We start from the raw sequence: 26,875 nt of genomic DNA, 5'->3' as shown, positions 1-26,875 counted from the left end.
TCACCAGATCTCATCAGCCCGCTCGTAAAGAAGCCGCCCGGATCGCTCCGGGCGGCTTCTTTCTTGTCTGATCTGTCCGTATGGCTGGCGATTATTCGCCAGCCGGAACCTGACCGGCCATGTCCTGCAGCATCGGCGTCGCCGTCGATGCGCCCGTGCCCTTGCGACGCTCCTCGAGGATCATCTCGTCGCGCGAGGTGGCGATTCGACGGATCTGCGTCATGGTACCGCCGGTACCGGCCGGGATGAGACGGCCGACAATGACGTTTTCCTTGAGACCCTGCAGCGTGTCCATCTTGCCGGCAATCGCCGCTTCCGTGAGAACCTTGGTGGTTTCCTGGAAGGAGGCAGCCGAGATGAAGGACGGCGTCTGCAGCGAGGCCTTGGTGATGCCGAGCAGAACCGGCTCGCCGAAGGCCGGCTTCTTGCCTTCCTCGATGAGACGCTCGTTGGCATCGTCCAGTTCGATGCGGTCGACATTGTCGCCCACAATATACTGGCTGTCACCGGAATCGGTGATCTCGACCTTCTGCAGCATCTGGCGAACGATCACCTCGATGTGCTTGTCGTTGATCACCACGCCCTGCAGGCGGTAGACTTCCTGGATTTCGTTGACCAGGTACGAGGCAAGTGCCTCGACGCCCTTGATCGCCAGAATGTCGTGCGGTGCCGGGTTACCGTCGAGGATGTAGTCACCCTTTTCGATATAGTCGCCGTCCTGAAGATGGAAGGGCTTGCCCTTCGGGATCAGGTACTCGACCGGCTCGACACCGTCTTCCGCCGGCTCGATCATCACCCGACGCTTGTTCTTGTAGTCGCGGCCGAGGCGGATCGTACCATCGATCTCTGCAATGATGGCGTGATCCTTCGGACGACGGGCTTCGAACAGTTCGGCAACGCGCGGCAGACCACCGGTGATGTCCTTGGTCTTGGCGCTTTCCATGGGAACACGCGCAAGCACGTCGCCCTGGCTGACCTTCTGGCCCGGCTCGACGGACAGGATGGCGTCGACCGAGAGCATGAACCGGGCGTCGCCGCCACGGCTGAGCTTCACGATCGAACCCGACGCGTCCTTGATGACGATGGCCGGCTTCAGGTCCGTACCGCGCGGCGTCGAACGCCAGTCGATGACCTGACGCTTGGTGATACCGGTGGATTCGTCGGTCGATTCCAGAACCGAGATCGAGTCGACGACGTCTTCGAACTGGACGACACCCGACACTTCGGTGAGCATCGGACGGGTATAGGGGTCCCACTCCGCCAGACGCTGACCGCGCTTCACCTTGTCGCCGTCATCCACGAACAGCTTCGAACCGTAGGCGACACGCTGCGAGGAACGCTCCACGCCACGTTCGTCCAGGATCGTGATCGCCATGTTGCGGCCCATGGCAACCAGGTTGCCTTCGGAATTGCGCAGCGCATTGCGGTTCTTGATCTGGATCGTGCCTTCGTAGGAGGCTTCCAGGAACGACTGGTCCACTACGTTTGCCGTGCCACCCAGGTGGAACGTACGCATGGTGAGCTGCGTGCCCGGCTCGCCGATCGACTGGGCCGCGATGACGCCGACGGCTTCGCCCATGTTGACGGGCGTACCGCGGGCAAGGTCGCGACCATAGCAGACCGAGCAGACGCCCGTCTGGACTTCGCAGGTCAGCGCCGAGCGAATGCGGACGGACTGGATGCCCGCCTTTTCGATCTCGATGACATGCGGCTCGAGGATCATCTGGCCGGCCTTGACCAGATTTTCGCCGGTCACCGGGTTGTCGATGTCATCGAGCGCCGTACGGCCGAGGATGCGGGCGCCGAGCGAAGCAACGACCTGACCGGCGTCAACGATCGCCGTCATGGTCAGGCCCTTGTCGGTGCCGCAATCGACCATGTTGACGATGCAGTCCTGCGCCACGTCGACGAGACGACGCGTCAGGTAACCGGAGTTCGCCGTCTTCAGAGCGGTGTCTGCGAGACCCTTGCGGGCACCGTGGGTCGAGTTGAAGTACTCGTTAACGGTCAGGCCTTCCTTGAAGTTGGAGATGATCGGCGTCTCGATGATTTCGCCCGAAGGCTTGGCCATCAGGCCACGCATGCCGCCCAGCTGGCGCATCTGGTTCGGAGAACCGCGGGCACCCGAATGCGACATCATGTAGATGGCGTTCATCGGCTTCTGGCGACCGGTCTCCTTGTCGAACTCGACGGCCTTGATGCGGGCCATCATGTCTTCGGCAACCTTTTCTGTCGCCTTGCCCCAGGCGTCAACGACCTTGTTGTACTTCTCGCCCTGGGTGATCAGGCCGTCGTTGTACTGCTGCTCGTATTCCTTGACCAGGCTTTCGGTCTCGCCGACGATCTTGGCCTTGGTTTCCGGGATGATCATGTCATCCTTGCCGAAGGAAATGCCCGCGCGGCAGGCGTGGGTGAAGCCCAGCTGCATGATGCGGTCGCAGAAGATGACCGTGTCCTTCTGGCCGCAATGGCGGTAGACCGTGTCGATCATCTTGGAGATGTTCTTCTTGGTCATTTCCTGGTTGCAGATCTCGAACGGCACATTGACGTTCTTCGGCAGCAGTTCGCCGATGATCATGCGGCCCGGCGTGGTTTCATAGATCTTCGAGACCGGCTTGCCTTCGGCATCCACGGTCTTGAAACGACCACGGATCTTGGCATGCAGGGTGACGACCTTGTTTTCCAGCGCGTGGTGCAGTTCACCCATGTCGGAGAAGGCCATGCCTTCGCCCGGCTCGTTCTGGTTCATGATCGACAGATAGTAGAGGCCGAGAACCATGTCCTGCGAGGGCACGATGATCGGCGCGCCGTTTGCCGGGTGCAGGATGTTGTTGGTGGACATCATCAGCACGCGGGCTTCCAGCTGGGCTTCCAGCGACAGCGGCACGTGAACGGCCATCTGGTCGCCGTCGAAGTCGGCGTTGAAGGCCGTGCAGACGAGCGGATGCAGCTGGATGGCCTTGCCTTCGACCAGGATCGGTTCGAAGGCCTGGATGCCCAGGCGGTGCAGCGTCGGTGCGCGGTTCAGGAGCACCGGATGCTCGCGGATGACCTCGTCGAGGATATCCCAGACTTCCGGCTTTTCCTTTTCGACCAGCTTCTTGGCCTGCTTGACGGTCGAGGAGTAACCCTTGGCGTCGAGGCGGGCATAGATGAACGGCTTGAACAGTTCGAGCGCCATCTTCTTGGGCAGACCGCACTGGTGCAGCTTCAGTTCCGGACCCGTCACGATGACGGAACGGCCGGAATAGTCGACGCGCTTGCCGAGCAGGTTCTGGCGGAAGCGGCCCTGCTTGCCCTTCAGCATGTCGGACAGCGACTTCAGCGGACGCTTGTTGGCACCGGTGATGACGCGGCCGCGGCGGCCGTTGTCGAACAGCGCGTCCACAGATTCCTGCAGCATGCGCTTTTCGTTGCGGATGATGATGCCCGGCGCGCGCAGTTCGATCAGGCGCTTCAGACGGTTGTTACGGTTGATCACGCGACGGTAGAGATCGTTCAGGTCCGACGTCGCGAAACGGCCGCCGTCGAGCGGCACCAGCGGACGCAGATCCGGCGGGATCACCGGCACGACCTTCATGATCATCCATTCCGGGCGATTGCCGGACTCGATGAAGTTCTCAACGATCTTGAGACGCTTCATCAGCTTCTTCTGCTTCAGGTCCGACGTGGTGTCGGCCAGTTCCGAGCGCAGGTCGCCGGCCAGCTTGTCGAGGTTCATCGACGCCAGCATTTCGTAGATGGCTTCCGCACCGATCATCGCGGTGAACTGGTCTTCGCCATACTCGTCAACCGCCAGCATATACTCTTCTTCGGTGAGCAGCTGGTGTTCCTTGAGCGCGGTGAGGCCCGGCTCCGTGACGATGTAATGTTCGAAGTAGAGAACGCGCTCCACATCCTTCAGCGTCATGTCGAGCAGGGTTGCGATGCGCGACGGAAGCGACTTCAGGAACCAGATATGGGCAACCGGGGCTGCCAGCTCGATATGGCCCATGCGCTCGCGGCGAACGCGCGACAGCGTGACTTCGACGCCGCACTTTTCGCAGATGATGCCCTTGTACTTCATGCGCTTGTACTTGCCGCACAGGCACTCGTAGTCCTTGATCGGCCCGAAGATGCGCGCGCAGAAGAGGCCGTCGCGTTCCGGCTTGAACGTACGGTAGTTGATGGTCTCCGGCTTTTTGATTTCGCCGTAGGACCAGGAGAGAATCTTCTCAGGCGACGCGATCGAGATGCGGATCGAATCGAAATGCTGCGCAGGCACCTGCGGATTGAAAAGATTCATGACCTCTTGGTTCATGCCTGTCTCCTTATGGGGCTGTCAGCCCTCGGCTTGCGAACGAACCATCCTCAATGGACCCGGGGTGGACGGTCGTCGCCAAAAACGGTCGTAGCCGCAAAATGCGGCGGAATTCCCCTGCCCGGCGATGGCTTCCGCCGGAGGGGATGGCGCGCGTCCCCTGTGGGTCGCGCGCCCGCGTTTTTCTTTACTCGGCAGCGTCCGGCAGCTGGCCGGAACCATCGGCCGCGTCGAGCTTGGAATTCTCCAGCTCGACCGACAGGCCCAGCGAGCGCATTTCCTTGACGAGAACGTTGAAGCTTTCCGGAATACCGGCTTCGAACGTATCGTCGCCACGCACGATCGCCTCGTAGACCTTTGTACGGCCTGCCACGTCGTCCGACTTCACCGTCAGCATTTCCTGCAGGGTGTAGGCGGCGCCGTAGGCTTCGAGCGCCCAGACTTCCATTTCCCCGAAGCGCTGACCGCCGAACTGCGCCTTGCCGCCCAGCGGCTGCTGCGTCACGAGCGAGTACGGACCGATCGAACGGGCGTGGATCTTGTCGTCGACCAGGTGGTTCAGCTTGATCATGTACATGTAGCCGACGGTCACCCTGCGGTCGAAGGGCTCGCCGGTACGGCCATCGTACAGAACCGACTGACCCGACGGATCAAGACCGGCACGCGTCAGCATGGCGGACACGTCGCTTTCATGCGCACCGTCGAAGACCGGCGTGGCGATGGAGACGCCGCGCTTGGCTTCCTCGGCCAGACGCACCAGCGATTCGTCGTCGAAGCGCGAGACCTCGTCATGCGATTCCGACGCATAGATCTCGGTCAGCTCGTTCTTCAGATCGGTGATGTCGAGATGCTTGCGATAGTCCTCAAGCATCTGGCCGATCTTCTTGCCCATGCCGGCGCAGGCCCAGGCAAGGTGCGTTTCGAGAATCTGACCGACGTTCATGCGCGAGGGAACGCCGAGCGGGTTCAAGCAGATGTCGACCGGGGTCCCGTCTTCGAGGAACGGCATGTCCTCGACCGGCACGATGCGCGACACGACGCCCTTGTTGCCGTGACGGCCGGCCATCTTGTCGCCCGGCTGGATCTTGCGCTTCACGGCAACGAAGACCTTGACCATCTTCATGACGCCCGGAGGCATTTCGTCGCCACGCTGGACCTTTTCGACCTTGTCCATGAAGCGCTGTTCAAGGCGCGACTTGGATTCGTCGTACTGGCCACGCAGGGCTTCGATCTCCGCCTGGACCTTTTCGTCCTCGACGGCGAACATCCACCACTGCGAACGCGGATATTCGGAGACGACCGCGTTGGACAGCTCGACGCCCTTCTTGAAGCCCTTCGGGCCGGCTACCGAGATCTGGCCGCGCAGCATGTCGACCAGACGGCCATACACGTTGCGGTCCAGGATCGCCTGTTCGTCGTCACGGTCCTTGGCGAGACGCTCGATTTCCTCGCGCTCGATCGCCATCGCGCGCTCGTCCTTCTCCACGCCGTGGCGGTTGAAGACGCGAACTTCGACGACGGTGCCGAAGGTACCGGGCGGCATGCGCATGGAGGTGTCGCGCACGTCCGACGCCTTTTCACCGAAGATGGCGCGCAGGAGCTTTTCTTCCGGCGTCATCGGGCTTTCGCCCTTCGGGGTGATCTTGCCGACCAGGATATCGCCCGGCTGCACTTCCGCACCGATATAGACGATACCGGCTTCGTCCAGGTTCTTCAGCGCTTCTTCCGATACGTTCGGAATGTCGCGGGTGATTTCTTCCGGGCCAAGCTTGGTGTCGCGGGCCATCACTTCGAATTCTTCGATGTGGATGGAGGTGAACACGTCGTCGGAGACGATGCGTTCGGACATCAGGATCGAGTCTTCGTAGTTGTAGCCATTCCACGGCATGAACGCGACGAGCGCGTTGCGGCCCAGCGCCAGATCGCCGAGGTCGGTTGAAGGACCGTCCGCGATGATGTCACCCTTGGAGATGATGTCGCCGACGCTGACCAGCGGACGCTGGTTGACGCAGGTGTTCTGGTTGGAACGCTGGAACTTCTGCAGGCGGTAGATGTCGACGCCGGACTTGCCGGCATCCAGATCTTCCGTGGCGCGAATAACGATACGCGTCGCATCGACCTGGTCAACCACACCGCCACGACGGGCTGCGATCGCAGCACCGGAATCACGGGCAACCACCGGTTCCATGCCAGTACCGACGAACGGTGCCTCGGCGCGGATCAGCGGCACGGCCTGACGCTGCATGTTCGAGCCCATGAGCGCGCGGTTGGCGTCGTCGTTTTCCAGGAACGGAATGAGAGCGGCTGCGACCGAAACGAGCTGCTTCGGCGAGACGTCCATCAGGTTGATGGTATCGCGCGGCGCGAGCATCACTTCGCCGGCATGGCGGCAGACGACGAATTCTTCCGTGAAGCCGCCTTCGCCATCCAGCTCGGCATTGGCCTGCGCCACGTAATACTTCGCCTCTTCCATGGCCGAGAGGTAGATCACGTCATTGGTGACCTTGCCGTCGACGATCTTGCGGTACGGGCTTTCGATGAAGCCGTACTTGTTGACGCGGGCAAACGTGGCGAGCGAGTTGATCAGACCGATGTTCGGACCTTCCGGCGTTTCGATCGGGCAGATACGGCCATAGTGGGTCGGATGCACGTCGCGGACTTCGAAGCCGGCACGCTCACGGGTCAGACCACCCGGGCCAAGAGCCGAGAGACGGCGCTTGTGGGTGATTTCCGACAGTGGGTTCACCTGGTCCATGAACTGCGACAGCTGCGAGGAGCCGAAGAATTCGCGAACGGCGGCGGCTGCCGGCTTCGCATTGATCAGGTCCTGCGGCATGACCGTGTCGATCTCGATCGAGGACATGCGTTCCTTGATCGCGCGCTCCATGCGCAGCAGGCCGAGACGGTACTGGTTTTCCATCAGTTCGCCGACGGAGCGAACGCGACGGTTGCCGAGGTTGTCGATGTCGTCGATCTCGCCCTTGCCATCGCGCAGGTCGACCAGCATCTTGACCACGGACAGGATGTCGTCCTTGCGCAGCGTGCGGACGGTATCCGGGCAATCAAGGTCAAGACGCATGTTCATCTTCACGCGACCGACGGCGGAGAGGTCGTAACGCTCCGCATCGAAGAACAGCGAGTTGAACATGGCTTCGGCCGATTCCATCGTCGGCGGCTCACCCGGGCGCATGACACGGTAGATGTCGAACAGCGCGTCCTGGCGGTTCTGGTTCTTGTCGGCAGACAGCGTGTTGCGGATGTAGGCGCCGACATTGATATGGTCGATGCCAAGAACCGGGATCTCGTCGAAGCCGGCATCCAGAATGATGTTCAGCGTCTTTTCATCGATCTCGTCGCCGGCTTCGAGATAGATCTCGCCGGTCTGCATGTTGACGATGTCTTCGGCGAGGTAGCTGCCAAACAGGTCGTCATTGGTGGCCTTCAGAGCCTTCAGGCCCTTGTCGGAAAGCTGGCGCAGCAGACGCGGGGTCAGCTTCTTGCCGGCCTCGACCACGACTTCGCCGGTGTCAGCGTCAACGAGATCGGACAGGGCCTTCGCACCCTTCAGCGTGTCCGGCTTGAACGGCACGCGCCAGCCATTATCGTCACGCTCGTAGGTGGACTTGGTGTAGAAGGTCGACAGGATATCTTCGCCATCCATGCCGAGCGCCATCAGCAGCGAGGTCACCGGGATCTTGCGGCGACGGTCGATACGCGCATAGACGATGTCCTTGGCGTCGAATTCGATGTCGAGCCAGGAGCCACGATAAGGGATGACGCGGGCGGCAAACAGCAGCTTGCCCGAAGAATGGCTCTTGCCCTTGTCGTGGTCGAAGAACACGCCCGGCGAACGGTGCATCTGGGACACGATGACGCGCTCGGTGCCGTTCACGATGAACGTACCGTTGTCCGTCATCAGCGGCATGTCGCCCATATAGACGGACTGCTCCTTGATGTCCTTGATGGACTTCGAACCGGTATCCTCGTCAATATCGAACACGATGAGGCGCAGCGTCACCTTGAGCGGTGCGGCATAGGTCAGGTCGCGCTGACGGCATTCTTCCACGTCGAACTTCGGCGGCTCGAATTCGTAGGAAACGAATTCCAGCATGGAGGCGCCGGAAAAATCCGTGATCGGGAACACAGAGCGGAAAACGGCGTTCAGCCCCTCATCGGGGCGACCACCGGCTGGCTCTTCGACCATCAGGAACTGATCATAGGATGCCTTCTGAACCTCGATGAGGTTCGGCATCTCGGTAACTTCGGGGATCTTTCCGAAAAACTTGCGTACGCGCCTGCGACCGTTGAACGAAAGGGTCTGAGCCATCGTCGCTCCTTCAAAAATTGCATCCGGGCCTGCAACGGACGGGGCACGCTGGCCAGTCGACCCCGCCGAACAAATGGGTGGTTCAAACTCGTTCCGCCGAACGGACCGCCGGCCGGATTGCCGCACTGTCCGAAGGAGAACCATCCTCTTGAAGAACCCATTACCCAAGCGTCGTTTCACCGGCGCTTGGGTAACATGTTCTGAGGAAATGGTCGAAGGGAGAAGGCTGTAAAGCCCTCTCCCGCCGTATTTCCGATATTACTTAACGTCGACCTTGGCGCCGGCGTCCTCAAGCTTCTTCTTGAGGTCAGCGGCTTCGCCCTTGGAAACCGCTTCCTTGACCGGCTTCGGAGCGCCTTCGACGAGGTCCTTGGCTTCCTTGAGGCCGAGACCGGTGATGGCGCGGACTTCCTTGATGACGTTGATCTTGTTGGCGCCGGCATCCACCAGGATGACGTCGAATTCAGTCTTTTCTTCTTCGACAGCAGCCGGAGCAGCAGCGCCGCCAGCAGCAGCAACGGCTACGGGAGCAGCTGCAGAAACGCCCCACTTTTCTTCGAGCAGCTTGGAAAGCTCAGCGGCTTCCAGAACGGTCAGAGAGGAGAGGTCTTCAACGATCTTAGCGAGATCAGCCATTGTGATATGTCCTTGTATGTTCGGTTCGAACTGGTTGGTTTGTTACAGCGAAAAACCGCCTCAAGCGGCTTCGTCCTTCTTTGCGTAGGCCGCAAAAACGCGGGCAAGCTGAGCTGCCGGTGCCTGAACGACGCCTGCGATGCGGGTTGCCGGGGTCTGAATCATACCCAGCAGCTTTGCGCGCAGTTCGTCCAGCGAAGGCAGGGTCGCAAGCGACTTGACGCCTTCCGCGTTAAGCGTGGTCGAGCCCATGGCGCCACCGAGAACAACGAGCTTGTCGTTGGTCTTGGCGAAATCCATGACGACCTTGGGAGCCGTGATCGGGTCGGCGCTGTATGCGATCAGCGTCTGGCCCTTGAAGAGATCGATCATCCCTTCCGACTCCGTGCCCTGAAGAGCGATCTTGGCCAGACGGTTCTTCGCGACTTTGACGGTGCCGCCAGCGGCGCGCATCTTCGAACGGAAATCGTTCATCTGCGCGACGGTGACACCAGCATAGTGGGCCACGACAACCGAACCAGAAGCCTTGAAGACTTCGTTCAGCTCCGTGACGAATTCGCGTTTTTCCGCTCTTTCCACTGTCTGTCTCCAGTTGACAGGACCGATCGAATGACCGGGACCTGCCGGGTTGCCTTTGCCCCAAGGGATCTCACATGCAAGATCCCGAGCGGCGCTCGAGGATCCTGTCCCCCCGCACTTGAGCCCGAAGGCTCACGGCACAAGGCACATCAGGTTCGAACCGGAACCCTCAGGGGCGCATCACGCGCGCCTGTTGAAAATCCAGGTCTTACCCGTCTCATGCAGGTCATACGATTAAGGTCGAAACCACCCACAATCTCGGACAGGAATATCCGGGTTTCCCCGGATGTTTCCGGGCCCGAAAGCCCGGAAATTCTTGATCGGACACCGAGGCGCTCCGCCTCGGGTCAAAAACTTAAGCGAGAACCGTCGACGGCTCCACGCGCACGCCCGGACCCATGGTCGAGGACAGCGCAACGCGCTTGACGTAGTTGCCCTTGGCGCCCGTCGGCTTGGCCTTCAGAACAGCATCGGCAAAAGCCTTGATGTTTTCTTCCAGAGCCTTGGCGTCGAAGGAAGCCTTGCCGATGCCGGCATGGATGATACCAGCCTTTTCGACACGGAACTCGACAGCACCGCCCTTGGAAGCCTTGACTGCACCGGCAACATCCATGGTCACCGTACCGACCTTCGGGTTCGGCATCATGCCGCGCGGGCCGAGAACCTTGCCGAGGCGGCCGACGAGCGGCATCATGTCCGGGGTCGCGATGCAGCGATCGAAGTCGATCTTGCCGCCCTGGACGATTTCGACGAGATCTTCGGCGCCAACGATGTCTGCGCCGGCAGCCTTGGCTTCGTCAGCCTTTGCACCGCGTGCGAACACGGCAACGCGAACGTCACGGCCGGTACCGTTCGGCAGGTTGACGACGCCACGAACCATCTGGTCGGCGTGGCGCGGGTCAACGCCGAGGTTCATTGCGATCTCGATGGTTTCGTCGAACTTCGCGGTGGCGCGCTCCTTGACGAGGGAGATTGCGTCGGTGAGAGCAACCAGCTTCGTCGGATCAATGCCTTCGCGGGTCTTCTGGATACGCTTTGCAAGCTTTGCCATGATCAAGCCACCACTTCCAGGCCCATGGAGCGGGCAGAGCCCTCAACCATCAGCATTGCGCCTTCGACGTCAGCCGCGTTCAGATCCTTCATCTTGGCTTCAGCGATCGCACGGACCTGAGCCTTGGTGATGGTGCCGGCCTTGGCGCCCTTGCCGGGCGTCTTGGAACCGGACTGGATCTTCGCTTCCTTCTTCAGCCAGTACGTGACCGGCGGCTGCTTCATCGCAAAGGTGAAGGACTTGTCCTGGTAATAGGTGATGACGACCGGGATCGGCATACCCTTTTCCATTTCCTGCGTGGCGGCATTGAACGCCTTGCAGAATTCCATGATGTTGATGCCACGCTGACCAAGTGCGGGGCCGATCGGCGGGGACGGGTTAGCGGACCCTGCCTTGACCTGCAGCTTGAGCTGGCCTGCGACTTTCTTAGCCATTTCTCTGCCTTTCCTGTAAAGACCGGTTACCCGGCCCTTGATGCCGGGCCTCCCCGGCGGCTGCGGTTGCGTGGTTCGTCTGAACGGCCCGGCTTCAGGCCGTCATCCTCCCACGCGAGTCGGGGAAAAGCTCCCCTTCATCGATCAGACCTTCTCGACCTGACCGTATTCCAACTCGACCGGCGTTGCGCGACCAAAGATCGAAACCTCGACCTTCAGGCGCGAGCGCTCCTCGTCGACATCCTGAACGATGCCATTGAAGGACGCGAACGGACCATCCGAAACGCGAACCTGCTCGCCGATCTCGAAGGAGATCGACGACTTCGGCCGCTCGACACCTTCCTGAACCTGACCCAGAATCCGCTCAGCCTCATAATCCGGAATCGGAACAGGCTTATTATCGGAACCCAGAAACCCGGTCACCTTCGGCGTGTTCTTGATCAGATGATAGGCTTCATCCGTCAGGTTGGCGCGCACCAGCACATAACCCGGGAAGAACTTGCGCTCGCTATCGACCTTGCGGCCACGACGCACTTCCACCACCTTTTCCGTCGGCACCAGAATCTTTTCGAAAAGATGCTCAAGCCCCTTCTGGCGAGCCTTCTCCTCGATCGATTCGGCAACCTTCTTCTCGAAATTCGAATATGCGTGAACGATGTACCAGCGCGCCGCCATGTCTCTCTCCACCCGGAATCAGATATTGAAGTTCAGCACGAAGCTGATGAGCCAGCCGATCAGCTGGTCAGCGGCGAAGAAAAACAGCGCAGCAAAAATCACCATCACCAACACCATGGCAGTGGAGATCATCGTCTCGCGACGCGACGGCCAGGCGACCTTAGACGTCTCGGCGCGAACCTGCTGCAGAAACGCAAATGGATTGGTTTTGGATGCCATGTCTGCCCACGCAATTACGGCGCGTAAAGCTGACAACTTCAGCCCCACGCACCGCGTGTCTGTTTAACCCTACATAAACGTCGCGCTTGTCTTTCACAAGAGCAAAAACGGACGTCCGTTCATTTTGCCGCGACAGGGACGGCAACCCTCCTACCAGGGATCTATGAAATTCACATGTCACCTGGACGGAACTGGCAGGGGCAGAGGGGCTCGAACCCCCGACCTGCGGTTTTGGAGACCGCCGCTCTACCAACTGAGCTATACCCCTTTGTCCTTCCTGCGAAAGTCGCCCTTCGCAAGCATGGCGCTCCTTTAAAATGCGAATCCCGGCTTGGCAAGTGGCTTTATCGGCTTGTCGGACAAAAACTGAATGCCGCCGTCGCTCCCGATGGCCCAGCTGCGCGTGTCCACCGGCGGGACAGCCGCAAATGAGGCCCTGCGGGACATCAGGACATGTCTTCGGATGGCCTACGTTCGATGGGCCGATTCCAAAGCAGGCGTTGCAGATGCGCCGCGCGCCGGCCAAGCGAGCGCCGCCACTTGCGAATCGTGGCCAGGGACAGGAAGCGACACACACGCTGCCATACGCCCTTCAGGCCCTTTTGCGGACGGAAGCCGAAATTGCTGCGGCCCCACCCGATATGGCCGACGCCCGTGCCGGACAGCCAGGCCATGATGGCGCCCAGCTTCTTGTAATGCAGGCTGATCTCCGCCTCGTTGGCAAAACCGGCATAGCCGGATGGCAGCATCTGATAATCCGCAAGCCGCTTGAGCGAGGGATTGAACGTAAAGCTGTGCCAGACGTGATGTGCCGTCGGGGCGATCTTGCGATAGCCGAGATCCCGCATCTCGGGGATCCGGCGCACATTGTCCGGCATGTCGGCATCCGTACGCAACTGCACGAGATAGACATCCCGCTCACGCTTCAGGATCTCCACGGCACGGCCGAGAATGCCGCCCACGGGAAATTCCCAGTCATCCTCCAGGTGAAGAATATAGGGTGTCTTCACCTCGGCATAGGCCCGATCAATCGATCGAAGCTGGCCTATGTTGGTGCCGTTGATGATGAAGCGCAGCGGCTGATCCGGAAAGCGCTCGCGAATCGATTCGACAGATGCCAGATCGGAATCCTCGATAACGATGAATTCGGCGATCGGATAGTCATTGGTGCCAAAGAAGCTTTCAAGCGTCTTGACCAGAAGGTCATGGCGCCGGCAGCTCGTCAGCACGACGGTAATATCGGACATGTTGTAATCGTAGCCCCCAACGATGGGGAAGCGATAAACATGAGCACGAAACGTTGTCAACGGATGACGAACGGAACAATGCTGACCGTAAAGTGCATTCTTGAGACGGTACGCGAAGATCAAGAACACCGCTCGCAAAGTAGTGCGGCGAAACCCGTGTGGAACGAGGTGTGTTAATGTCCAAACACGACACAGAAGCCGCCGATACTACGCCGTTTTTGTGCTAAAGCGGCGCTGCCGTTTCATACTTTTTATACGCCTTGCGCCAGTCCACGGCGCAAACACACCCGAGGCTACCAGCGCGCCACACAGCAAGGGAGTTGTGATCGCATGCGTGGATGACTGAAAGCGAAAACGAAAAACACCCGGTCGAGCCTGTGCGCGACCGGGTGCCAATATTTCAGGACAACAGGCGGAAAACCAAACCGATCCCGCTGCCGCGACGGGGACAGGAGTTACCCCCTGCCCCTTTAGCCGAATTACTCGACGATGGCGGCGACGATGCCGGCGCCGACGGTACGGCCGCCTTCGCGGATCGCGAAGCGCAGCTTTTCTTCCATCGCGATCGGAACGATCAGCTCGACGTCAACGGTCACGTTGTCGCCCGGCATAACCATTTCCGTGCCTTCCGGAAGCGTCACGATGCCCGTCACGTCCGTCGTGCGGAAGTAGAACTGCGGACGGTAGTTCGTGAAGAACGGCGTATGACGGCCGCCTTCTTCCTTCGTCAGGATGTAGGCTTCAGCCTTGAACTTCTTGTGCGGCTTGACGGTGCCGGGCTTGCACAGAATCTGGCCGCGCTCAACGCCGTCACGGTTCACGCCGCGGATCAGCGCGCCGATGTTGTCGCCAGCCTGGCCCTGGTCGAGCAGCTTGCGGAACATTTCAACGCCGGTCACGGTCGTCTTGGAGGTGGCGCGGATGCCGACGATCTCGACTTCTTCGCCAACCTTGATGATGCCGCGCTCGACGCGACCCGTCACAACCGTACCACGACCCGAGATCGAGAACACGTCTTCGATCGGCATCAGGAACGGCTGGTCGATCGGACGCTCAGGCGTCGGGATGTAGGCGTCAACCTGGGCCATCAGCTCGCGAACGGCGTCTTCGCCGATCGTCTTGTTGCTATCTTCCAGAGCCGCCAGAGCCGAACCCTTGACAACCGGAACATCGTCGCCCGGGAAGTCGTAGGACGACAGAAGTTCGCGAACTTCCAGTTCAACGAGTTCCAGAAGCTCGGCGTCGTCAACCTGGTCGACCTTGTTCAGGAACACCACCAGAGCCGGAACGCCAACCTGGCGGGCCAGCAGGATGTGTTCGCGCGTCTGCGGCATCGGGCCGTCAGCGGCCGAGCACACCAGGATCGCGCCGTCCATCTGTGCGGCACCCGTGATCATGTTCTTTACGTAGTCGGCGTGGCCGGGGCAGTCGACGTGCGCGTAGTGACGGTTGGCCGTCTCGTACTCGACGTGAGCCGTCGAGATCGTGATACCACGGGCCTTTTCTTCCGGTGCGGCGTCGATCTGGTCATACGCCTTGAATTCACCGAAGTACTTCGTGATCGCTGCCGTCAGAGACGTCTTGCCATGGTCAACGTGGCCAATCGTGCCGATGTTCACATGCGGCTTGGTACGCTCAAACTTGCTCTTTGCCATTGATGCTTCCTGTGATCGTAAAGAAAGGTGGACCCGCGGGTGCGGATTGGTGTCGCCGTTTAAGGCTTTCCCGTTCGATGCGCAAGACATAATTGCGGCAGCGCCCAGCACAAGGGGCAGCACAGCCATGACGGCCCGGCAGCAGCGAAAAACGTCGGCGCTACATGATGTCTGGAGCGGGTAGCGGGAATCGAACCCGCGTATTCAGCTTGGAAGGCTGCTGCTCTACCATTGAGCTATACCCGCGGGGCGGCTTGTCGGTCGAAGATCGGAATGGTGGAGGGAGTTGGATTTGAACCAACGTAGGCTGAGCCAACGGATTTACAGTCCGTCCCCTTTAACCACTCGGGCATCCCTCCAGTATTCCGTCTGGACCGAAGACCAAGCTCGTCTTGTCTGCGTCTGCAGTTTCGTTCGCCGCAGTCACGGCGGCGTATATGACTGCCAGTTCGGCTGCTGTCAACACGGCTCGAAACGAAAAATGACAGAAAAATTTAATCGCGGCGGAGAGCCTGTGGAGGAAGCCGGGACTATGCCGGAAATGCGCCAGCCTATATAAGGCGCGCATGAGCAAGAATGATAACAAAGACAAATCCGCCCGCGATACGCATTATGCGACGCTGCGCCGCCAGGTGCGCGATGCCAAGCGCGAACGCGGGGAAATCCCCACACCGCAGCAGAAGAAGCGGCGCAGCAATGCCGACTGGACGCCGCCGCAACTGGCGCCGGAACAGGTATTTCTCTATGGACTGCACACCGTGCGTGCCGCGATCGAAAACCCCCAGCGCAAGCTGATCAAGCTCTCCGTCACGCAGAACGCACTGGCAAGGCTGGAGATCGGCCACACGGAGGCCCTGCCCTTTCCTGTGGAGATCGTCTCGCCCCAAGAGATCGATCGTGTGCTCGGCCCTGAGGCCATCCATCAGGGCGTGATGCTGGAAACCCGGCCGCTGCCGGTGCGCCGCCTGGATGCGCTGAAGGACAGCCGGCTGCTGCTGGCGCTGGATCAGGTGACCGATCCGCACAATGTCGGCGCGATCATGCGCTCGGCCGTCGCCTTCGATGCAGGCGCGATCATCACCACCCAGCGTCACAGCCCGACGGAATCCGGCGTGCTCGCCAAATCCGCCTCCGGTGCGCTGGAACTCATCCCCTATATCCAGGTGACGAATCTGGCCGATGCGCTCGGCGAACTCCACCGCCTCGGCTTCCAGACGATCGGTCTCGATTCGGAAGGCCCTGCCCCGATCGAAGGCACGTTATCCGGCGAACGGGTTGCGCTCGTGCTTGGATCGGAAGGCAAGGGATTGCGGCAGAAGACGCGGGAGACGGTGAGTGCGCTGGCACGCCTCGACATGCCGGGCGCGATCAAATCGCTCAACGTGTCGAACGCCGCGGCGATTGCCCTCTATGCGACCCGGCAGCATCTACGTAACACGGCGGTTTGAGCCCGCATTCTGTCGTGACCGCACTGGATCCGGTCAAGGGATCCGGTCAAGGTGCTCCGCGGGAAAAGCGGCGCATCCGCTCCGGCGCAAGCGCGTCTTGGCCCGCATGAACCGCGGCCGCATACTGGATTGAACCGATCAGCTCCAGATCGAACAGCGGCTTTGAAATCACGCCGAGAGCGCCGGGAATATCATCGTCCAGTGCTTCCGGATTGGCGGTCATGAACACCACCGTCTTGCCGGTTTCGGCAAGGCGCCGGCCAATCGCCGGCCCGGTCGGACCGTCCTGCAACTGAACATCCACCAATGCAATATCGCAGGAATCGGCAAGGCGCATCGCGTCGGCACGATTGGCGGCGATACCGGCCACCTCATGGCCAAGTGCGATCACCGCATCCTCGATGTGCAACGCAATGAGCAGCTGATCCTCGACGACCAGAATCTTGAATGGCATGGCCCCTCTCTACCCCTAGAGCCGCTACAACGCATGCAGGCGAAAAAGGTTCCAGCGTACAAGCAGTCGCTGCATTTCGTAAGGTAAAGACGGAAAACTCAGCCAGCCTGCGCCATTTCTCCCGCCGATCCCACCGGCGTCACGGCCATGATCTTGCGGATCTCGGGCAGTGCCGCGACAAAGGCCTCGACGCAAGCCGGATCGAACTGGCTGCCGGCACGGTCCTTGATGTGCTGGATGGCACGATCGAGACTCCAGGCCTCCTTGTAGGGACGCGCGCGCGTCATGCCGTCGAAGCTGTCGGCAATCGCAACGATTCGACCTGCCAGCGGCACATCCTCGCCCGAGAGGCGATTCGGATAACCCTGCCCGTCCCAGCGCTCGTGATGCGCGCTTGCGATTTCCGCTGCGAGCTGCAGCAGGCTGGAGCGCGACTGTCCCAGGATATGCCCGCCGACAGAGGAATAGCTGCGCACCTGCGTCGCCTCCGCATCCACATAGGTATAGCGCTTCAGGAGCATGGCATCGGGAATCCCGACCTTGCCGATGTCATGCATGGGCGCGGCAATGCGGATGTCGCTGCAGATTTCCGCCGGCAGCCCATAGGCGCGGGCGATCGCCTCGGAATAGGCGCCAACGCGCAGGGTGTGGAGTGCGGTGTCGGTATCCTTGTAGGTGGCAGCCAGCGTCAGGCGGTAGATGATCTCCTGCTCGCGCTCCCGCAACTCATCCACGGCCTTGGCAACCTCGCGCTTGATCCATTCCGCCTTGGCGGCCAGTTGGTTGCGGGCCTCCATCAGCGCCACAAGATTGCGGATGCGCGCCTGGAATTCCATCGGATTGACCGGCTTGGTCAGAAAGTCGATGGCGCCGGCGTTCAAGGCGGTCATGCGGGTCGCGGTATCGCCATCGGCGGTGACGACGACGAAGGGCTTGTCGCGATACTTGTCGAAGCGGCGGATCTCCACCAGGAGGTCGACACCGTTATAGACGGGCATCTGGAAATCGATGACACCAATGTCGAAATCCAGCTCCGGCATGGCGCTCAGCACCTCCTCCGGCGAGGAAAATCCGATGCCTGTGCAGCCGGACACGGTGCCGGCAAGCTTCTTCAGCAGGATGAGGTTCGTCTTGTTGTCATCGACGACGAGAATTTTCATGGTCATCACTCCTTAGGCGGCAAGGGAATCCTGCGCGGCCTTGACCAGCCGCGTCAGTTTTTCGATTTCATTGATCTCCGGCTCGCGATGGCGCAGGGCCTGTGCGAGCGCGGAGATGTCGACCAGCCCCACATTGGAGGCAGAGCCCTTCAGGCTGTGCAGCAGCGGATCAAGCTGTGACCGATCGCCGGACTGCATGCACTCGCCGAGCCCCCTCAGGATCTCGGCAGCATCCTCGAAGAAAGCATCCAGCAGTTCCTGGAAACCGTCCTCGCCAAGAATATCCACGATCTCCTGGCGGCGCTCAGCCTGGATGGAGGTCGCGATCTCCATCGATGCGGGGGCGTCATCGGCCGCCATCGGCGCGGCACCACTTTCCCCGCCGGGCCCAATCGCGGGCTCATCCGGCTGCACGTCGGCAGTGATGGTCGGCTCTGATGGCGCCGACGGTACCGCGGACTTTGGCATCGGCGTGATCGTTGGCAGCTTGGGCCGCTGCCGGTCGATATCGAGGATCAGCCGGTGCAGGACGGCAATACCGATAGGCTTGGCCTGGAAGCCGGACATGCCAACCGCGAGGCAGGTACGGCGATCATCTTCCGAAGCATTGGCCGTGAGTGCGACGATTGGTGTCGTGCAGGACGGTCCCGGCGTGCTGCGGATCTGCCGCGCCGCCTCGATGCCGTCCATCACCGGCATCTGCATGTCCATGAGAATGAGATCGAAGGCTTCGGCGCGGGCACGCTCGACACCGAGCAGACCGTTCTCGGCCACAACGGCCTCCTGCCCGAGATGGCGGAGATAACCGAGAATGACCTGCTGGTTCACCTTGTTGTCCTCGACCACGAGGATGCGCAGGCGCGGCGCGGGTGCAAGTGTTGCCTCGGCCTGCACGGCGCCACCTGCCGCCGGCGCCTCGGTGCGCTCCACCGGCAGTTCGAACCAGAAGATGCTGCCCTCGCCGGGCACACTCTCCACGCCCATCGTTCCGCCGAAACGGTCGATGATTTCCTTGCAGATGGTCAGTCCCAGCCCGGTGCCGCCATAGCGGCGGCTGATGCTGGCATCCACCTGCGAGAAGGGTCGAAACAGCTTGGCGCGACCGGCCTCGTCAATGCCGATGCCGGTGTCTTCGACTTCGACGCGCAGCCAGAGCGCACCCTTGCGCAGCGTCTGCTGCATGCGCAGCGTCACCATGCCGTCCTGGGTGAATTTCACGGCATTGCTCATCAGGTTGAGGATCACCTGCCGCAGACGGGTGGGATCGGACAGCACGAAGCGGGTGCGCCAGTGTTCGGGCAGATCGAGCGTCACGAGATTGCGGGATTCGGCCGCACGGCCGCGCATCATGTCGACACTGGTTTCGGCAAGCTGCTGCAGATCGACGGCGCGGCGTTCAAGTTCCAGCTTGCCGTGTTCGATCTTGGCGTAGTCGAGGATCTCGTTGATGATATCGAGCAACGCTTCGCCGGAACCGCGGATCGTGCGCACATGCGCTGCGGCTTCCGCCGAAAGCCGGGTCAGTTCGAGCAGTTCCACCATGCCGAGGATGGCATTCAGCGGCGTGCGGATCTCGTGACCCATGGTGGCCATGAACTGGGATTTGGCGCGGTTGCCGGCTTCGGCGGCCTGGTAGGATATGCTGAGTTCCTCGGCCATCGCCTCAAGGCTTACCCCTGCGGCCTGCACGTTGCGCAACTGCCGCTGCAGCGTGATGATCAGCACGGCGACGGACACGACCAGCAGGCCGATCAGGGTCATGGCCTTGCGCTGCAGCGCCTCGATCTCGACGCGGCTCTGGGCCCGCTCGGTACTGACAAAGGTATTGGTGTAGATCAGGAGATCGCTGCTGGCCTGAGACAGGACATCGAGATCCCCTTCCAGCCGCAGCAGATCCTCGCGCTTGACGGCGGTGCCCGCCATGACGGAATCGAACAGGGGCTGGCTCGTCTCGCAGATCTGCTGGATGACGCGCAGGTGCTTGCCCACTTCCGCATCCGCGGCAAAGCTTTCCTCGAACTGTGCCTTCCGCAGCGTATCGATGCGCGAATAGACGATGTCATAGCGAAGGGCCAGATCCTGCAGGCGCTGCCCGCCAAGGTCCTCCCTGGCGAGCATCAGTTCAAGAGTCTGGTGCAGATCCTGCGCCTCCCGGTTCAGCTGATAGACGGACCACATGGCGTTTTCGCGCACGGAATCGCGCATGGCACGCTGGCGGTTGGCAATGTCCATGTAGACGGACACAAGGATCGCCAGAAGCGCAACGGCGAGCACCTGCAGCACCACCGTGATGCGGCTGGCCTTGCGAATCACGTCACCGCTGAAGGGAGTGGCTGGATTCACGGCTGGACCTCGATCTCCTTGATCTGCCAGACGGAGCGCGAGAAGAACTTCTCGTTATAAAGCGCAGGCTCCAGATCGAAGGGATAGATCAGGAAGAGCGGCCCCTTGTCGCGCACCGACAAGAGCTTGCCGTTGGCGCGGGTGGCGAGCATCGTGTCATGCGCGGTCGCATCCTCCATCGGCACGGTCGCGAAATAATCGTTCAGCGCCCGCACCAGCAGCACATTGCCCTTGGCGCCGGCGGCCTCGAGCACGGCGCGCAGCAGCGGTCCCTTGAACTCGGTCTCGCCTTCAGTCCAGGGCGTCTTCATCCGGCCGGTTCGGCCGGTCAACTTGTCGAGCATCGCCATGTCGAACTGCGCGGTATTGCCGGCATTGGCATTGCTGACGGCGCCACGCACCGTCAGAACCACCGGGCCGGTGGGCTTGTCGAGCGACCAGGCGGAGGTTGCCGTGGTCAGGAGAAGGGCAAGGACAGTCAGGATGCGCATGGAATCCTCATCGACGGAAGGTTTTGGGGAACAGGATCATCTCTGCCGCCATCCTGGCGGCGCCGGTCTGTCTCGGATGGACCCTGCCCGACCGGGGCAGCCCGCGTGCCGGCGCTGAACTCAGGCCGCCTGCGGAATGACATCACCTTCGAACAGCCGCTGCACGTTGACGAAACAGATCATGCCGTTGGCGTGGATGATGATGCCGTCACAGTAACGGCTGTCGAAGGAGGAAAAGACCGCCGGCGCGGGCTGCACCTCATCCTCCGGGATCGAGAGCATGTCGGTCACATGATCCACCAGCAGTCCGAGCACCGTTTCGCCGGCCTCCACAACGATGATGGCACTGCGATCACTGCGCTCCGCCGGCGCCATGCCGAGACGCATCGCAAGGTCGATGGTGGGAATGACGGTGCCGCGCAGGTTCATCACGCCCAGCATGTAGTATGGCGCATTCGGAACCGGCATGGACGGTGCCCAGCCGCGAATTTCGCGCACGCTGGTGGTGCGGATGCAGAAATCGCGTCCACCCAGACGAAAGGCGATGATTTCAAGCACACTGGACGATCTCATGGGACAATCGCTCCTCCCGCGTTCTCCGGGCCGATTGCGGCAGGGAAAGCGGAACCGGATCTCCAAAGCCCGGAACCTTCGCCCGACGACCCGCACCCGAATGCCGGCACTTCAGCAGCTGCCCGTTCCGCGCCGACCCGCCGGTCGGCATCATAACGGCACACCCGCGCCTCGATCGGATCCGCCATCATGGACGTCTCGGATGCCACAGCATCACCCGACACCCAAAAACTAGGGCAAGGTCTCTAAGCAAGTCTGAATCACGTGCTTCAAGTTGTATCTTTGGTGAGGATTTTCTAAATTTTGGACAGTTGGCCGCGAGACGATCACGTCTCTTAGGTCTCGCAGAGGCAAGAAACTGGCGACACACGGCCTGGTAACGGGCCTGCGGAAACACCGTCGGAACGCGTTGGAACGCGTCGCTGCAAGATTTTCATCTAACCTGTGGGAATTGAATGGTGCCCCCGGCAGGGTTCGAACCCGCGACCCCCTGATTACAAATCAGGTGCTCTACCAACTGAGCTACAAGGGCACTTGCGTGTGCGAGTTAGCACATTCTGCCTTCGTGTAAAGAAAAAACTGCGCCCTGCAGCTCCTGTCCACGAAACACTGAGATCTCTGGAGAACGGCGCAGACGGGGTGCAGACTTGTCGCGGCTCATGGTTTCCCGTACCAAGGCAAAAGCGATAGGGGCTCCCATGTCTTTGACGAACCACCGCCTTTGCTTTCTCGCCTCCCCCACGCCGGAGGCGCAGACGGCCTTTGACGAACTGACGGACCTCTACGGCAATCATTCGGCGCAGGAGGCGGATACGATCGTCGCGCTCGGCGGCGATGGCTTCATGCTGCAGACGCTGCATCAGACGGTCAACAGCGGCAAGCGGATCTACGGCATGAACTGCGGATCGGTCGGCTTCCTGATGAACGATTACCGCGTCGACAAGCTGCAGGAACGGATCGATCAGGCCGTCGAGAACGATTTCCATCCGCTGCAGATGAAGACTCGCAATGCGGACGGGACCACCTCGCTGGCGCTCGCCATCAACGAAGTCTATCTCTTTCGGCAATCCTACCAGGCCGGCAAGCTGAGGGTCACCGTGGATGGCCACGTGCGGCTGGAAGAGCTGATCTGCGACGGGCTGATCATCTCCACGCCGGCCGGCTCCACCGCCTACAACCTCTCGGCCCATGGCCCGATCCTGCCGCTCGACGCGCCTTTGCTCGCCATGACGCCGGTCAGCGCCTTTCGGCCGCGGCGCTGGCGCGGCGCGCTGCTGCCAAACCGGGTCAGTGTCGAGATCGATATTCTCGAGCCCGAAAAGCGGCCGGTGAACGCGGTCGCCGACAATACGGAGGTGAAGAGCGTGCTGCATGTGCACGTCTCGCAGTCGCGCCATCGCACCGCCCGTATTCTTTCCGACCCTGATCACTCCTGGTCCGAACGCATTCTCGCAGAGCAGTTTTCCGACGGTTTTTCCTGAGATCTTGCGCGGCCATGAAAAAAGGGCGCGTCGCCCGAAGGTGACGCGCCCCATGCATGCGTTGATGCGACCGGAAGGTGATCAGTCGATGTCGGCTACTTCGCCGCCGCTGCCGCTGATGCGGTGGGCGAGTGCTGCTTCCATGAACTCGTTCAGCTCGCCATCCAGAACATCGCCCGGGGCCGTGCTTTCCACGCCCGTGCGCAGGTCCTTGACCAGCTGATAGGGCTGCAGCACGTAGGAACGGATCTGGTGACCCCAGCCGATATCGGTCTTGGAGGCAGCCTCGGCATTGGCCGCTTCCTCGCGCTTCTTCAGCTCGGCCTCATAGAGGCGAGCGCGCAGCATGTCCCACGCCTTGGCGCGGTTCTTGTGCTGCGAGCGCTCCTGCTGGCAGGCCACCACGATGCCGCTCGGAATATGCGTGATTCGCACGGCCGAGTCGGTGGTGTTGACGTGCTGGCCACCGGCGCCCGACGAACGGTAGGTATCGATGCGGCAATCGCTTTCGTTGATCTCGATCTGAATCGAGTCATCAACAACCGGATAGACCCAGATGGACGAGAACGAGGTGTGACGTCGCGCATTGCTGTCATAGGGCGAGATGCGGACCAGGCGGTGCACGCCCGATTCTGTCTTCATCCAGCCATAGGCATTGTGGCCCTTGACCAGAATGGTGGCGGATTTGATGCCGGCCTCTTCGCCCTCGTGCATTTCCAGAAGCTCGACCTTGAAGCCCGAGCGTTCCGCCCAGCGGGTATACATGCGCAGCAGCATGTTGGCCCAGTCCTGGCTCTCGGTACCGCCGGCACCGGAATGCACTTCCACATAGGTATCGTTGCCATCGGCCTCGCCGGACAGCATGGCTTCCACCTGGCGGCGCGAAGCTTCCGATTTCAGTCCCTTGAGAGCATCCTCGGCGTCGCGCACGACGCTGTCGTCGCCCTCTTCCTCGCCAAGCTCGATCAGCTCGACATTGTCCTTCAGCTGCTGCTCGAGCGACTTCACGCCGGCAATCGCCTCATCCAGCTGCTGGCGCTCGCGCATCAGCTTCTGGGCTTCCGTCGCGTCGTTCCAGAGGCTCGGATCCTCGGCCTTGTTGTTCAACCAGTCCAGTCGTCTTATCGCCTGATCCCAGTCAAAGATGCCTCCTCAGCAGGCTTATGGCCTGCTTGATTTCGTCGATGATATTCAGGGTTTCGTTGCGCATCCTGTGCCTTCTTCATCCTTTTCGGGAGATGGCCGTGCATAGTGGCCTGCACGGCAGATGTAAACCCCGACGCCGGCTGTCGCCGACGCGCCGGGGTTGCGCGGCGGGATGGCTGTCTGTCAGAACAGGCCGCCCGAGCCGGAGGTGACCGCCTGCTGGGCCTGCGGCGAACTCTTCAGGATCTCGTCCGGCGGCAGCTGGTCGCCCATGCCGATAACAGAAAGAGAATCCGCTGGTCCCGTCCCGGGCTTGAAGGCTTCCACGATCGTGTCCGGATCGCCTTCGACGGCGGCCATGCCCGTCTTGCGGTTGACGGCAATGAACTGCATGCCGGCCGGAACCTGGAACTTGCTGGGCGGCGTCACCTTGGCGGCCTGCGCCAGGAAGTCGCCAAAGATCGGCGCGGCAAGCCCGCCACCGGTACCGGCACGGCCAAGCGGCGTCGGCGTATCGAAACCGATATAAAGGCCTGCGACCAGATCCGGCGTGAAGCCGACGAACCAGGCATCCTTCTCATCATTGGTCGTGCCGGTCTTGCCGGCGACGGGACGGTCCTTGACCGGGATCTTGCCGGCGGCGGTGCCGCGCGTCACGACGCCTTCCATCATCGAGGTGATCTGGTAGGCGGTCATCGGATCGAGCACCTGCTCGCGATTGTCGACGAGCGTCGGCTCCGGCTGGTTGCCCCAATTGTCGAAGTTGCAGCCTTCGCAGGTACGGTCCACATGGCGGAAGATGGTCTTGCCATAGCGGTCCTGGATGCGGTCGACAAGCGTCGGCTTGATCTGCTTGCCGCCATTGGCGATGACCGAATAGGCGGCGACGAGACGCAGCACCGTGGTTTCGCCGGAACCGAGCGACATGGCGAGCAATGGCGCCATCTTGTCATAGATGCCGAAGCGCACGGCATATTCGGCAACCAGATCCATGCCCATGTCCTGCGCGAGGCGCACGGTCATCTGGTTGCGGGACTTTTCGATGCCGTAGCGCAGCGTCGAGGGACCTGCGCTGTCGCCGCCATAGTTTTCCGGCCGCCAGACCTGGCCGCCCGACACCATTTCGATCGGCGCGTCGAGGATCACCGAAGCCGGTGTATAGCCGTTGTCGAGGGCCGCCGAATAGACGAAGGGTTTGAAGGCGGAGCCGGGCTGGCGCATGGCCTGCGTGGCGCGGTTGAATTCCGACTGGCCGAAGGAGAAGCCGCCGACCATGGCGAGAACGCGGCCGGTATGCGGATCCATCACCACCATGCCGCCCTGCACTTTCGGCGGCTGGCGCAGACGGAAGGTGCCCTTGCGGCCTTCGATCGGCTCGACATAGACAACGTCGCCGGGTTTCAGCACGCCATCGGCGGGCGATTTCGCGGTCTTGCGGTCACCCTTGGCGTCGCGATAAGCCCACTTCATCTCTTCGGCGGGAATGGTGCCGCGCTCGCGCTTGTCATCCAGTTTGCCGCTGACCGTATCGGGCTGCAGGCCGATATCGACGCTGTTGGCAGACACGGCGAGAACAACGGCCAGATCCCATTCAGGGACATCGCGCAGCGGCGGAATCTTCGCCAGCTCCGGGCCCCAGTCGCCAGCCACCGAAATCTGGCCGACGGGACCATGGAAGCCGCGCCGCTGGTCATAATCCACGAGACCACGCTGCAAGGCGGCACGTGCCATCACCTGCATCTGCGGATCGAGCGAGGTGCGCACCGAAAGACCGCCCTCGTAGAGCGCCTTGTCGCCATAGGCCTGGATGATCTGGCGGCGCACTTCCTCGGAGAAATAGTCGGCGCCGAGCAGCGGCGAGGCGCCGCGGCGGATCCGCACGCCAAGCGGCTGCGCCTTGGCGTCCGTCGCGTCGCTGACGGTGATGTAACCGTTTTCCGCCATGCGGTCGATGACCCAGTTGCGGCGCTCAAGCGCCGCCTTCTCGTGGCGGAAAGGATGATAATTGGCCGGCCCCTTGGGCAGCGAGGCGAGATAGGCGGTCTCGGCAATCGTCAGTTCCGTCACCGACTTGTCGAAATAGGTGAGTGCCGCAGCCGCGATGCCATAGGAGTTCAGACCGAAGAAGATCTCGTTCAGATAAAGCTCGAGGATCTTGTCCTTGGAATAGGTCTGCTCGATACGGAAGGAAAGGATCGCTTCCTTGACCTTGCGGTCGATCGTCTGGTCGGCGGAGAGCAGGAAGTTCTTCGCCACCTGCTGGGTGATGGTGGATGCACCCTCGGGGCGGCGGCCAGAACCGAGGTTCTGCACATTGTTCAGCAGCGCGCGGCCGAGACCCCAGAAATCGACGCCCGGGTGATTGTAGAAATTCTTGTCTTCGGCGGAGAGGAACGCGGCCTTTACGCGGTCAGGAATGGCCTGGATGGGAAGAAACAGGCGCTTTTCCCGGGCATATTCCTCCATCAGCGCGCCGTTGCCGGCGTGGATGCGGGTCGCAACCGGCGGCTCGTAGGAGGCCAGCACTTCGTAATTGGGCAGATCCCTGGACACGCCTGTCAGATACACGGCGATCACGGCGGCCGCGGCGAAAAAGCCAACGCAGGCCAGTCCGAAGAAATATCCAAGCAATCTGATCATATGCTGCTACCGCTTT

19 protein-coding genes and 4 tRNA genes are annotated in these 26,875 nt (G+C 61.3%); 2 read left to right on the top strand and 21 right to left on the bottom strand.

Going from position 1 to position 26,875, the window contains the following annotated elements; translation table 11 throughout:
• Positions 1–91: 91 nt before the first annotated feature.
• From rpoC to F3H95_RS23100, 13 genes are all read right to left on the bottom strand, one after another.
• Entirely contained in the window at positions 92–4,300 is a 4,209-nt protein-coding gene (gene rpoC, locus F3H95_RS23160) for a DNA-directed RNA polymerase subunit beta' (RefSeq protein ID WP_143128068.1), read from the bottom strand.
• 187 nt (positions 4,301–4,487) lie between these two features.
• Positions 4,488–8,627, bottom strand: coding sequence for a DNA-directed RNA polymerase subunit beta (gene rpoB, locus F3H95_RS23155; protein WP_143128067.1), 4,140 nt, complete (start codon positions 8,625–8,627; stop codon positions 4,488–4,490).
• Positions 8,628–8,885: 258 nt separating this feature from the next.
• Complete coding sequence (gene rplL, locus F3H95_RS23150) at positions 8,886–9,263, bottom strand: 50S ribosomal protein L7/L12 (protein WP_143128066.1); 378 nt, start codon at positions 9,261–9,263, stop codon at positions 8,886–8,888.
• 60 nt (positions 9,264–9,323) lie between these two features.
• Positions 9,324–9,842 carry a 50S ribosomal protein L10 gene (rplJ, locus tag F3H95_RS23145; RefSeq protein WP_143128065.1) on the bottom strand — a complete coding sequence of 173 codons (519 nt, stop codon included), beginning with the start codon at positions 9,840–9,842 and terminating at the stop codon, positions 9,324–9,326.
• A gap of 355 nt (positions 9,843–10,197) precedes the next feature.
• Positions 10,198–10,893 (bottom strand): 50S ribosomal protein L1, encoded by a 696-nt coding sequence (gene rplA, locus F3H95_RS23140; protein WP_143128064.1) that lies wholly within the window; start codon positions 10,891–10,893, stop codon positions 10,198–10,200.
• 2 nt (positions 10,894–10,895) lie between these two features.
• Entirely contained in the window at positions 10,896–11,327 is a 432-nt protein-coding gene (gene rplK, locus F3H95_RS23135; RefSeq protein ID WP_062553865.1) for a 50S ribosomal protein L11, read from the bottom strand.
• A 144-nt stretch (positions 11,328–11,471) separates the two neighbouring features.
• Entirely contained in the window at positions 11,472–12,002 is a 531-nt protein-coding gene (gene nusG, locus F3H95_RS23130; RefSeq protein ID WP_143128063.1) for a transcription termination/antitermination protein NusG, read from the bottom strand.
• Positions 12,003–12,020: 18 nt separating this feature from the next.
• A complete protein-coding gene (gene secE / locus F3H95_RS23125) occupies positions 12,021–12,221 on the bottom strand; it encodes a preprotein translocase subunit SecE (RefSeq protein WP_143128062.1) in 201 nt (66 codons plus the stop codon).
• A gap of 192 nt (positions 12,222–12,413) precedes the next feature.
• Positions 12,414–12,489 (bottom strand) — tRNA-Trp (locus tag F3H95_RS23120).
• A 178-nt stretch (positions 12,490–12,667) separates the two neighbouring features.
• Positions 12,668–13,468 (bottom strand): glycosyltransferase, encoded by an 801-nt coding sequence (locus tag F3H95_RS23115; protein ID WP_149747711.1) that lies wholly within the window; start codon positions 13,466–13,468, stop codon positions 12,668–12,670.
• Positions 13,469–13,947: 479 nt separating this feature from the next.
• Positions 13,948–15,123: an elongation factor Tu gene (tuf, locus tag F3H95_RS23110; protein ID WP_143128073.1), complete on the bottom strand. Its 1,176-nt coding sequence runs from the start codon at positions 15,121–15,123 to the stop codon at positions 13,948–13,950.
• Between the two features lie 172 nt (positions 15,124–15,295).
• Positions 15,296–15,369: transfer RNA gene (locus F3H95_RS23105), tRNA-Gly, on the bottom strand.
• 28 nt (positions 15,370–15,397) lie between these two features.
• Positions 15,398–15,482, bottom strand: a tRNA-Tyr gene (locus F3H95_RS23100).
• Positions 15,483–15,689: 207 nt separating this feature from the next.
• Between F3H95_RS23100 and F3H95_RS23095 the strand changes: the two genes are divergently transcribed.
• Entirely contained in the window at positions 15,690–16,571 is an 882-nt protein-coding gene (locus tag F3H95_RS23095) for an RNA methyltransferase (RefSeq protein WP_149747710.1), read from the top strand.
• Positions 16,572–16,617: 46 nt separating this feature from the next.
• On the opposite strand, the gene F3H95_RS23090 is transcribed toward F3H95_RS23095, so the two are convergent.
• The 6 genes from F3H95_RS23090 to F3H95_RS23065 all read right to left on the bottom strand — a co-directional run bounded on the left by F3H95_RS23090 (position 16,618) and on the right by F3H95_RS23065 (position 22,124).
• Positions 16,618–17,025 carry a response regulator gene (locus F3H95_RS23090; RefSeq protein ID WP_149747709.1) on the bottom strand — a complete coding sequence of 136 codons (408 nt, stop codon included), beginning with the start codon at positions 17,023–17,025 and terminating at the stop codon, positions 16,618–16,620.
• A gap of 98 nt (positions 17,026–17,123) precedes the next feature.
• Complete coding sequence (locus F3H95_RS23085; RefSeq protein WP_143126711.1) at positions 17,124–18,185, bottom strand: HD domain-containing phosphohydrolase; 1,062 nt, start codon at positions 18,183–18,185, stop codon at positions 17,124–17,126.
• A gap of 12 nt (positions 18,186–18,197) precedes the next feature.
• Positions 18,198–20,528 carry an ATP-binding protein gene (locus F3H95_RS23080; protein ID WP_244618108.1) on the bottom strand — a complete coding sequence of 777 codons (2,331 nt, stop codon included), beginning with the start codon at positions 20,526–20,528 and terminating at the stop codon, positions 18,198–18,200.
• Complete coding sequence (locus F3H95_RS23075; protein WP_143126710.1) at positions 20,525–21,019, bottom strand: molybdopterin-dependent oxidoreductase; 495 nt, start codon at positions 21,017–21,019, stop codon at positions 20,525–20,527. Before F3H95_RS23075 ends, F3H95_RS23080 begins: the two co-directional genes overlap by 4 nt.
• A 120-nt stretch (positions 21,020–21,139) precedes the next feature.
• Positions 21,140–21,592 (bottom strand): chemotaxis protein CheW, encoded by a 453-nt coding sequence (locus F3H95_RS23070; protein ID WP_149747708.1) that lies wholly within the window; start codon positions 21,590–21,592, stop codon positions 21,140–21,142.
• 456 nt (positions 21,593–22,048) lie between these two features.
• Positions 22,049–22,124: transfer RNA gene (locus F3H95_RS23065), tRNA-Thr, on the bottom strand.
• Between the two features lie 166 nt (positions 22,125–22,290).
• On the opposite strand from F3H95_RS23065, the gene F3H95_RS23060 reads away from it, so the two are divergent.
• Entirely contained in the window at positions 22,291–23,073 is a 783-nt protein-coding gene (locus F3H95_RS23060) for an NAD kinase (protein ID WP_142880353.1), read from the top strand.
• An 81-nt stretch (positions 23,074–23,154) separates the two neighbouring features.
• On the opposite strand, the gene prfB is transcribed toward F3H95_RS23060, so the two are convergent.
• Positions 23,155–24,283, bottom strand: a protein-coding gene (gene prfB, locus F3H95_RS23055; RefSeq protein ID WP_142880352.1) for a peptide chain release factor 2 whose coding sequence is annotated in 2 segments (ribosomal slippage) — positions 23,155–24,216 and positions 24,218–24,283 — 1,128 coding nt in all. Because the reading frame shifts where the segments join, the coding sequence is not laid out codon by codon here.
• 119 nt (positions 24,284–24,402) lie between these two features.
• Positions 24,403–26,859 (bottom strand): penicillin-binding protein 1A, encoded by a 2,457-nt coding sequence (locus F3H95_RS23050; protein ID WP_142880351.1) that lies wholly within the window; start codon positions 26,857–26,859, stop codon positions 24,403–24,405.
• Positions 26,860–26,875: the final 16 nt, after the last annotated feature.

The sequence above is a fragment of the Rhizobium sp. RU35A genome, assembly GCF_900156005.1.
Lineage (GTDB): Bacteria > Pseudomonadota > Alphaproteobacteria > Rhizobiales > Rhizobiaceae > Neorhizobium > Neorhizobium straminoryzae.
This window is presented reverse-complemented; position numbering and strand designations above follow the sequence as displayed.

Bases quoted from the DNA above. Each gene is read 5' to 3' on its own strand.
- rpoC (WP_143128068.1), bottom strand. From the start codon at position 4,300: ATGAACCAAGAGGTCATGAATCTTTTCAATCCGCAGGTGCCTGCGCAG.
- rpoB (WP_143128067.1), bottom strand. From the start codon at position 8,627: ATGGCTCAGACCCTTTCGTTCAACGGTCGCAGGCGCGTACGCAAGTTT.
- rplL (WP_143128066.1), bottom strand. From the start codon at position 9,263: ATGGCTGATCTCGCTAAGATCGTTGAAGACCTCTCCTCTCTGACCGTT.
- rplA (WP_143128064.1), bottom strand. From the start codon at position 10,893: ATGGCAAAGCTTGCAAAGCGTATCCAGAAGACCCGCGAAGGCATTGAT.
- rplK (WP_062553865.1), bottom strand. From the start codon at position 11,327: ATGGCTAAGAAAGTCGCAGGCCAGCTCAAGCTGCAGGTCAAGGCAGGG.
- nusG (WP_143128063.1), bottom strand. From the start codon at position 12,002: ATGGCGGCGCGCTGGTACATCGTTCACGCATATTCGAATTTCGAGAAG.
- secE (WP_143128062.1), bottom strand. From the start codon at position 12,221: ATGGCATCCAAAACCAATCCATTTGCGTTTCTGCAGCAGGTTCGCGCC.
- F3H95_RS23115 (WP_149747711.1), bottom strand. From the start codon at position 13,468: ATGTCCGATATTACCGTCGTGCTGACGAGCTGCCGGCGCCATGACCTT.
- tuf (WP_143128073.1), bottom strand. From the start codon at position 15,123: ATGGCAAAGAGCAAGTTTGAGCGTACCAAGCCGCATGTGAACATCGGC.
- F3H95_RS23095 (WP_149747710.1), top strand. From the start codon at position 15,690: ATGAGCAAGAATGATAACAAAGACAAATCCGCCCGCGATACGCATTAT.
- F3H95_RS23090 (WP_149747709.1), bottom strand. From the start codon at position 17,025: ATGCCATTCAAGATTCTGGTCGTCGAGGATCAGCTGCTCATTGCGTTG.
- F3H95_RS23085 (WP_143126711.1), bottom strand. From the start codon at position 18,185: ATGAAAATTCTCGTCGTCGATGACAACAAGACGAACCTCATCCTGCTG.
- F3H95_RS23075 (WP_143126710.1), bottom strand. From the start codon at position 21,019: ATGCGCATCCTGACTGTCCTTGCCCTTCTCCTGACCACGGCAACCTCC.
- F3H95_RS23070 (WP_149747708.1), bottom strand. From the start codon at position 21,592: ATGAGATCGTCCAGTGTGCTTGAAATCATCGCCTTTCGTCTGGGTGGA.
- F3H95_RS23060 (WP_142880353.1), top strand. From the start codon at position 22,291: ATGTCTTTGACGAACCACCGCCTTTGCTTTCTCGCCTCCCCCACGCCG.
- F3H95_RS23050 (WP_142880351.1), bottom strand. From the start codon at position 26,859: ATGATCAGATTGCTTGGATATTTCTTCGGACTGGCCTGCGTTGGCTTT.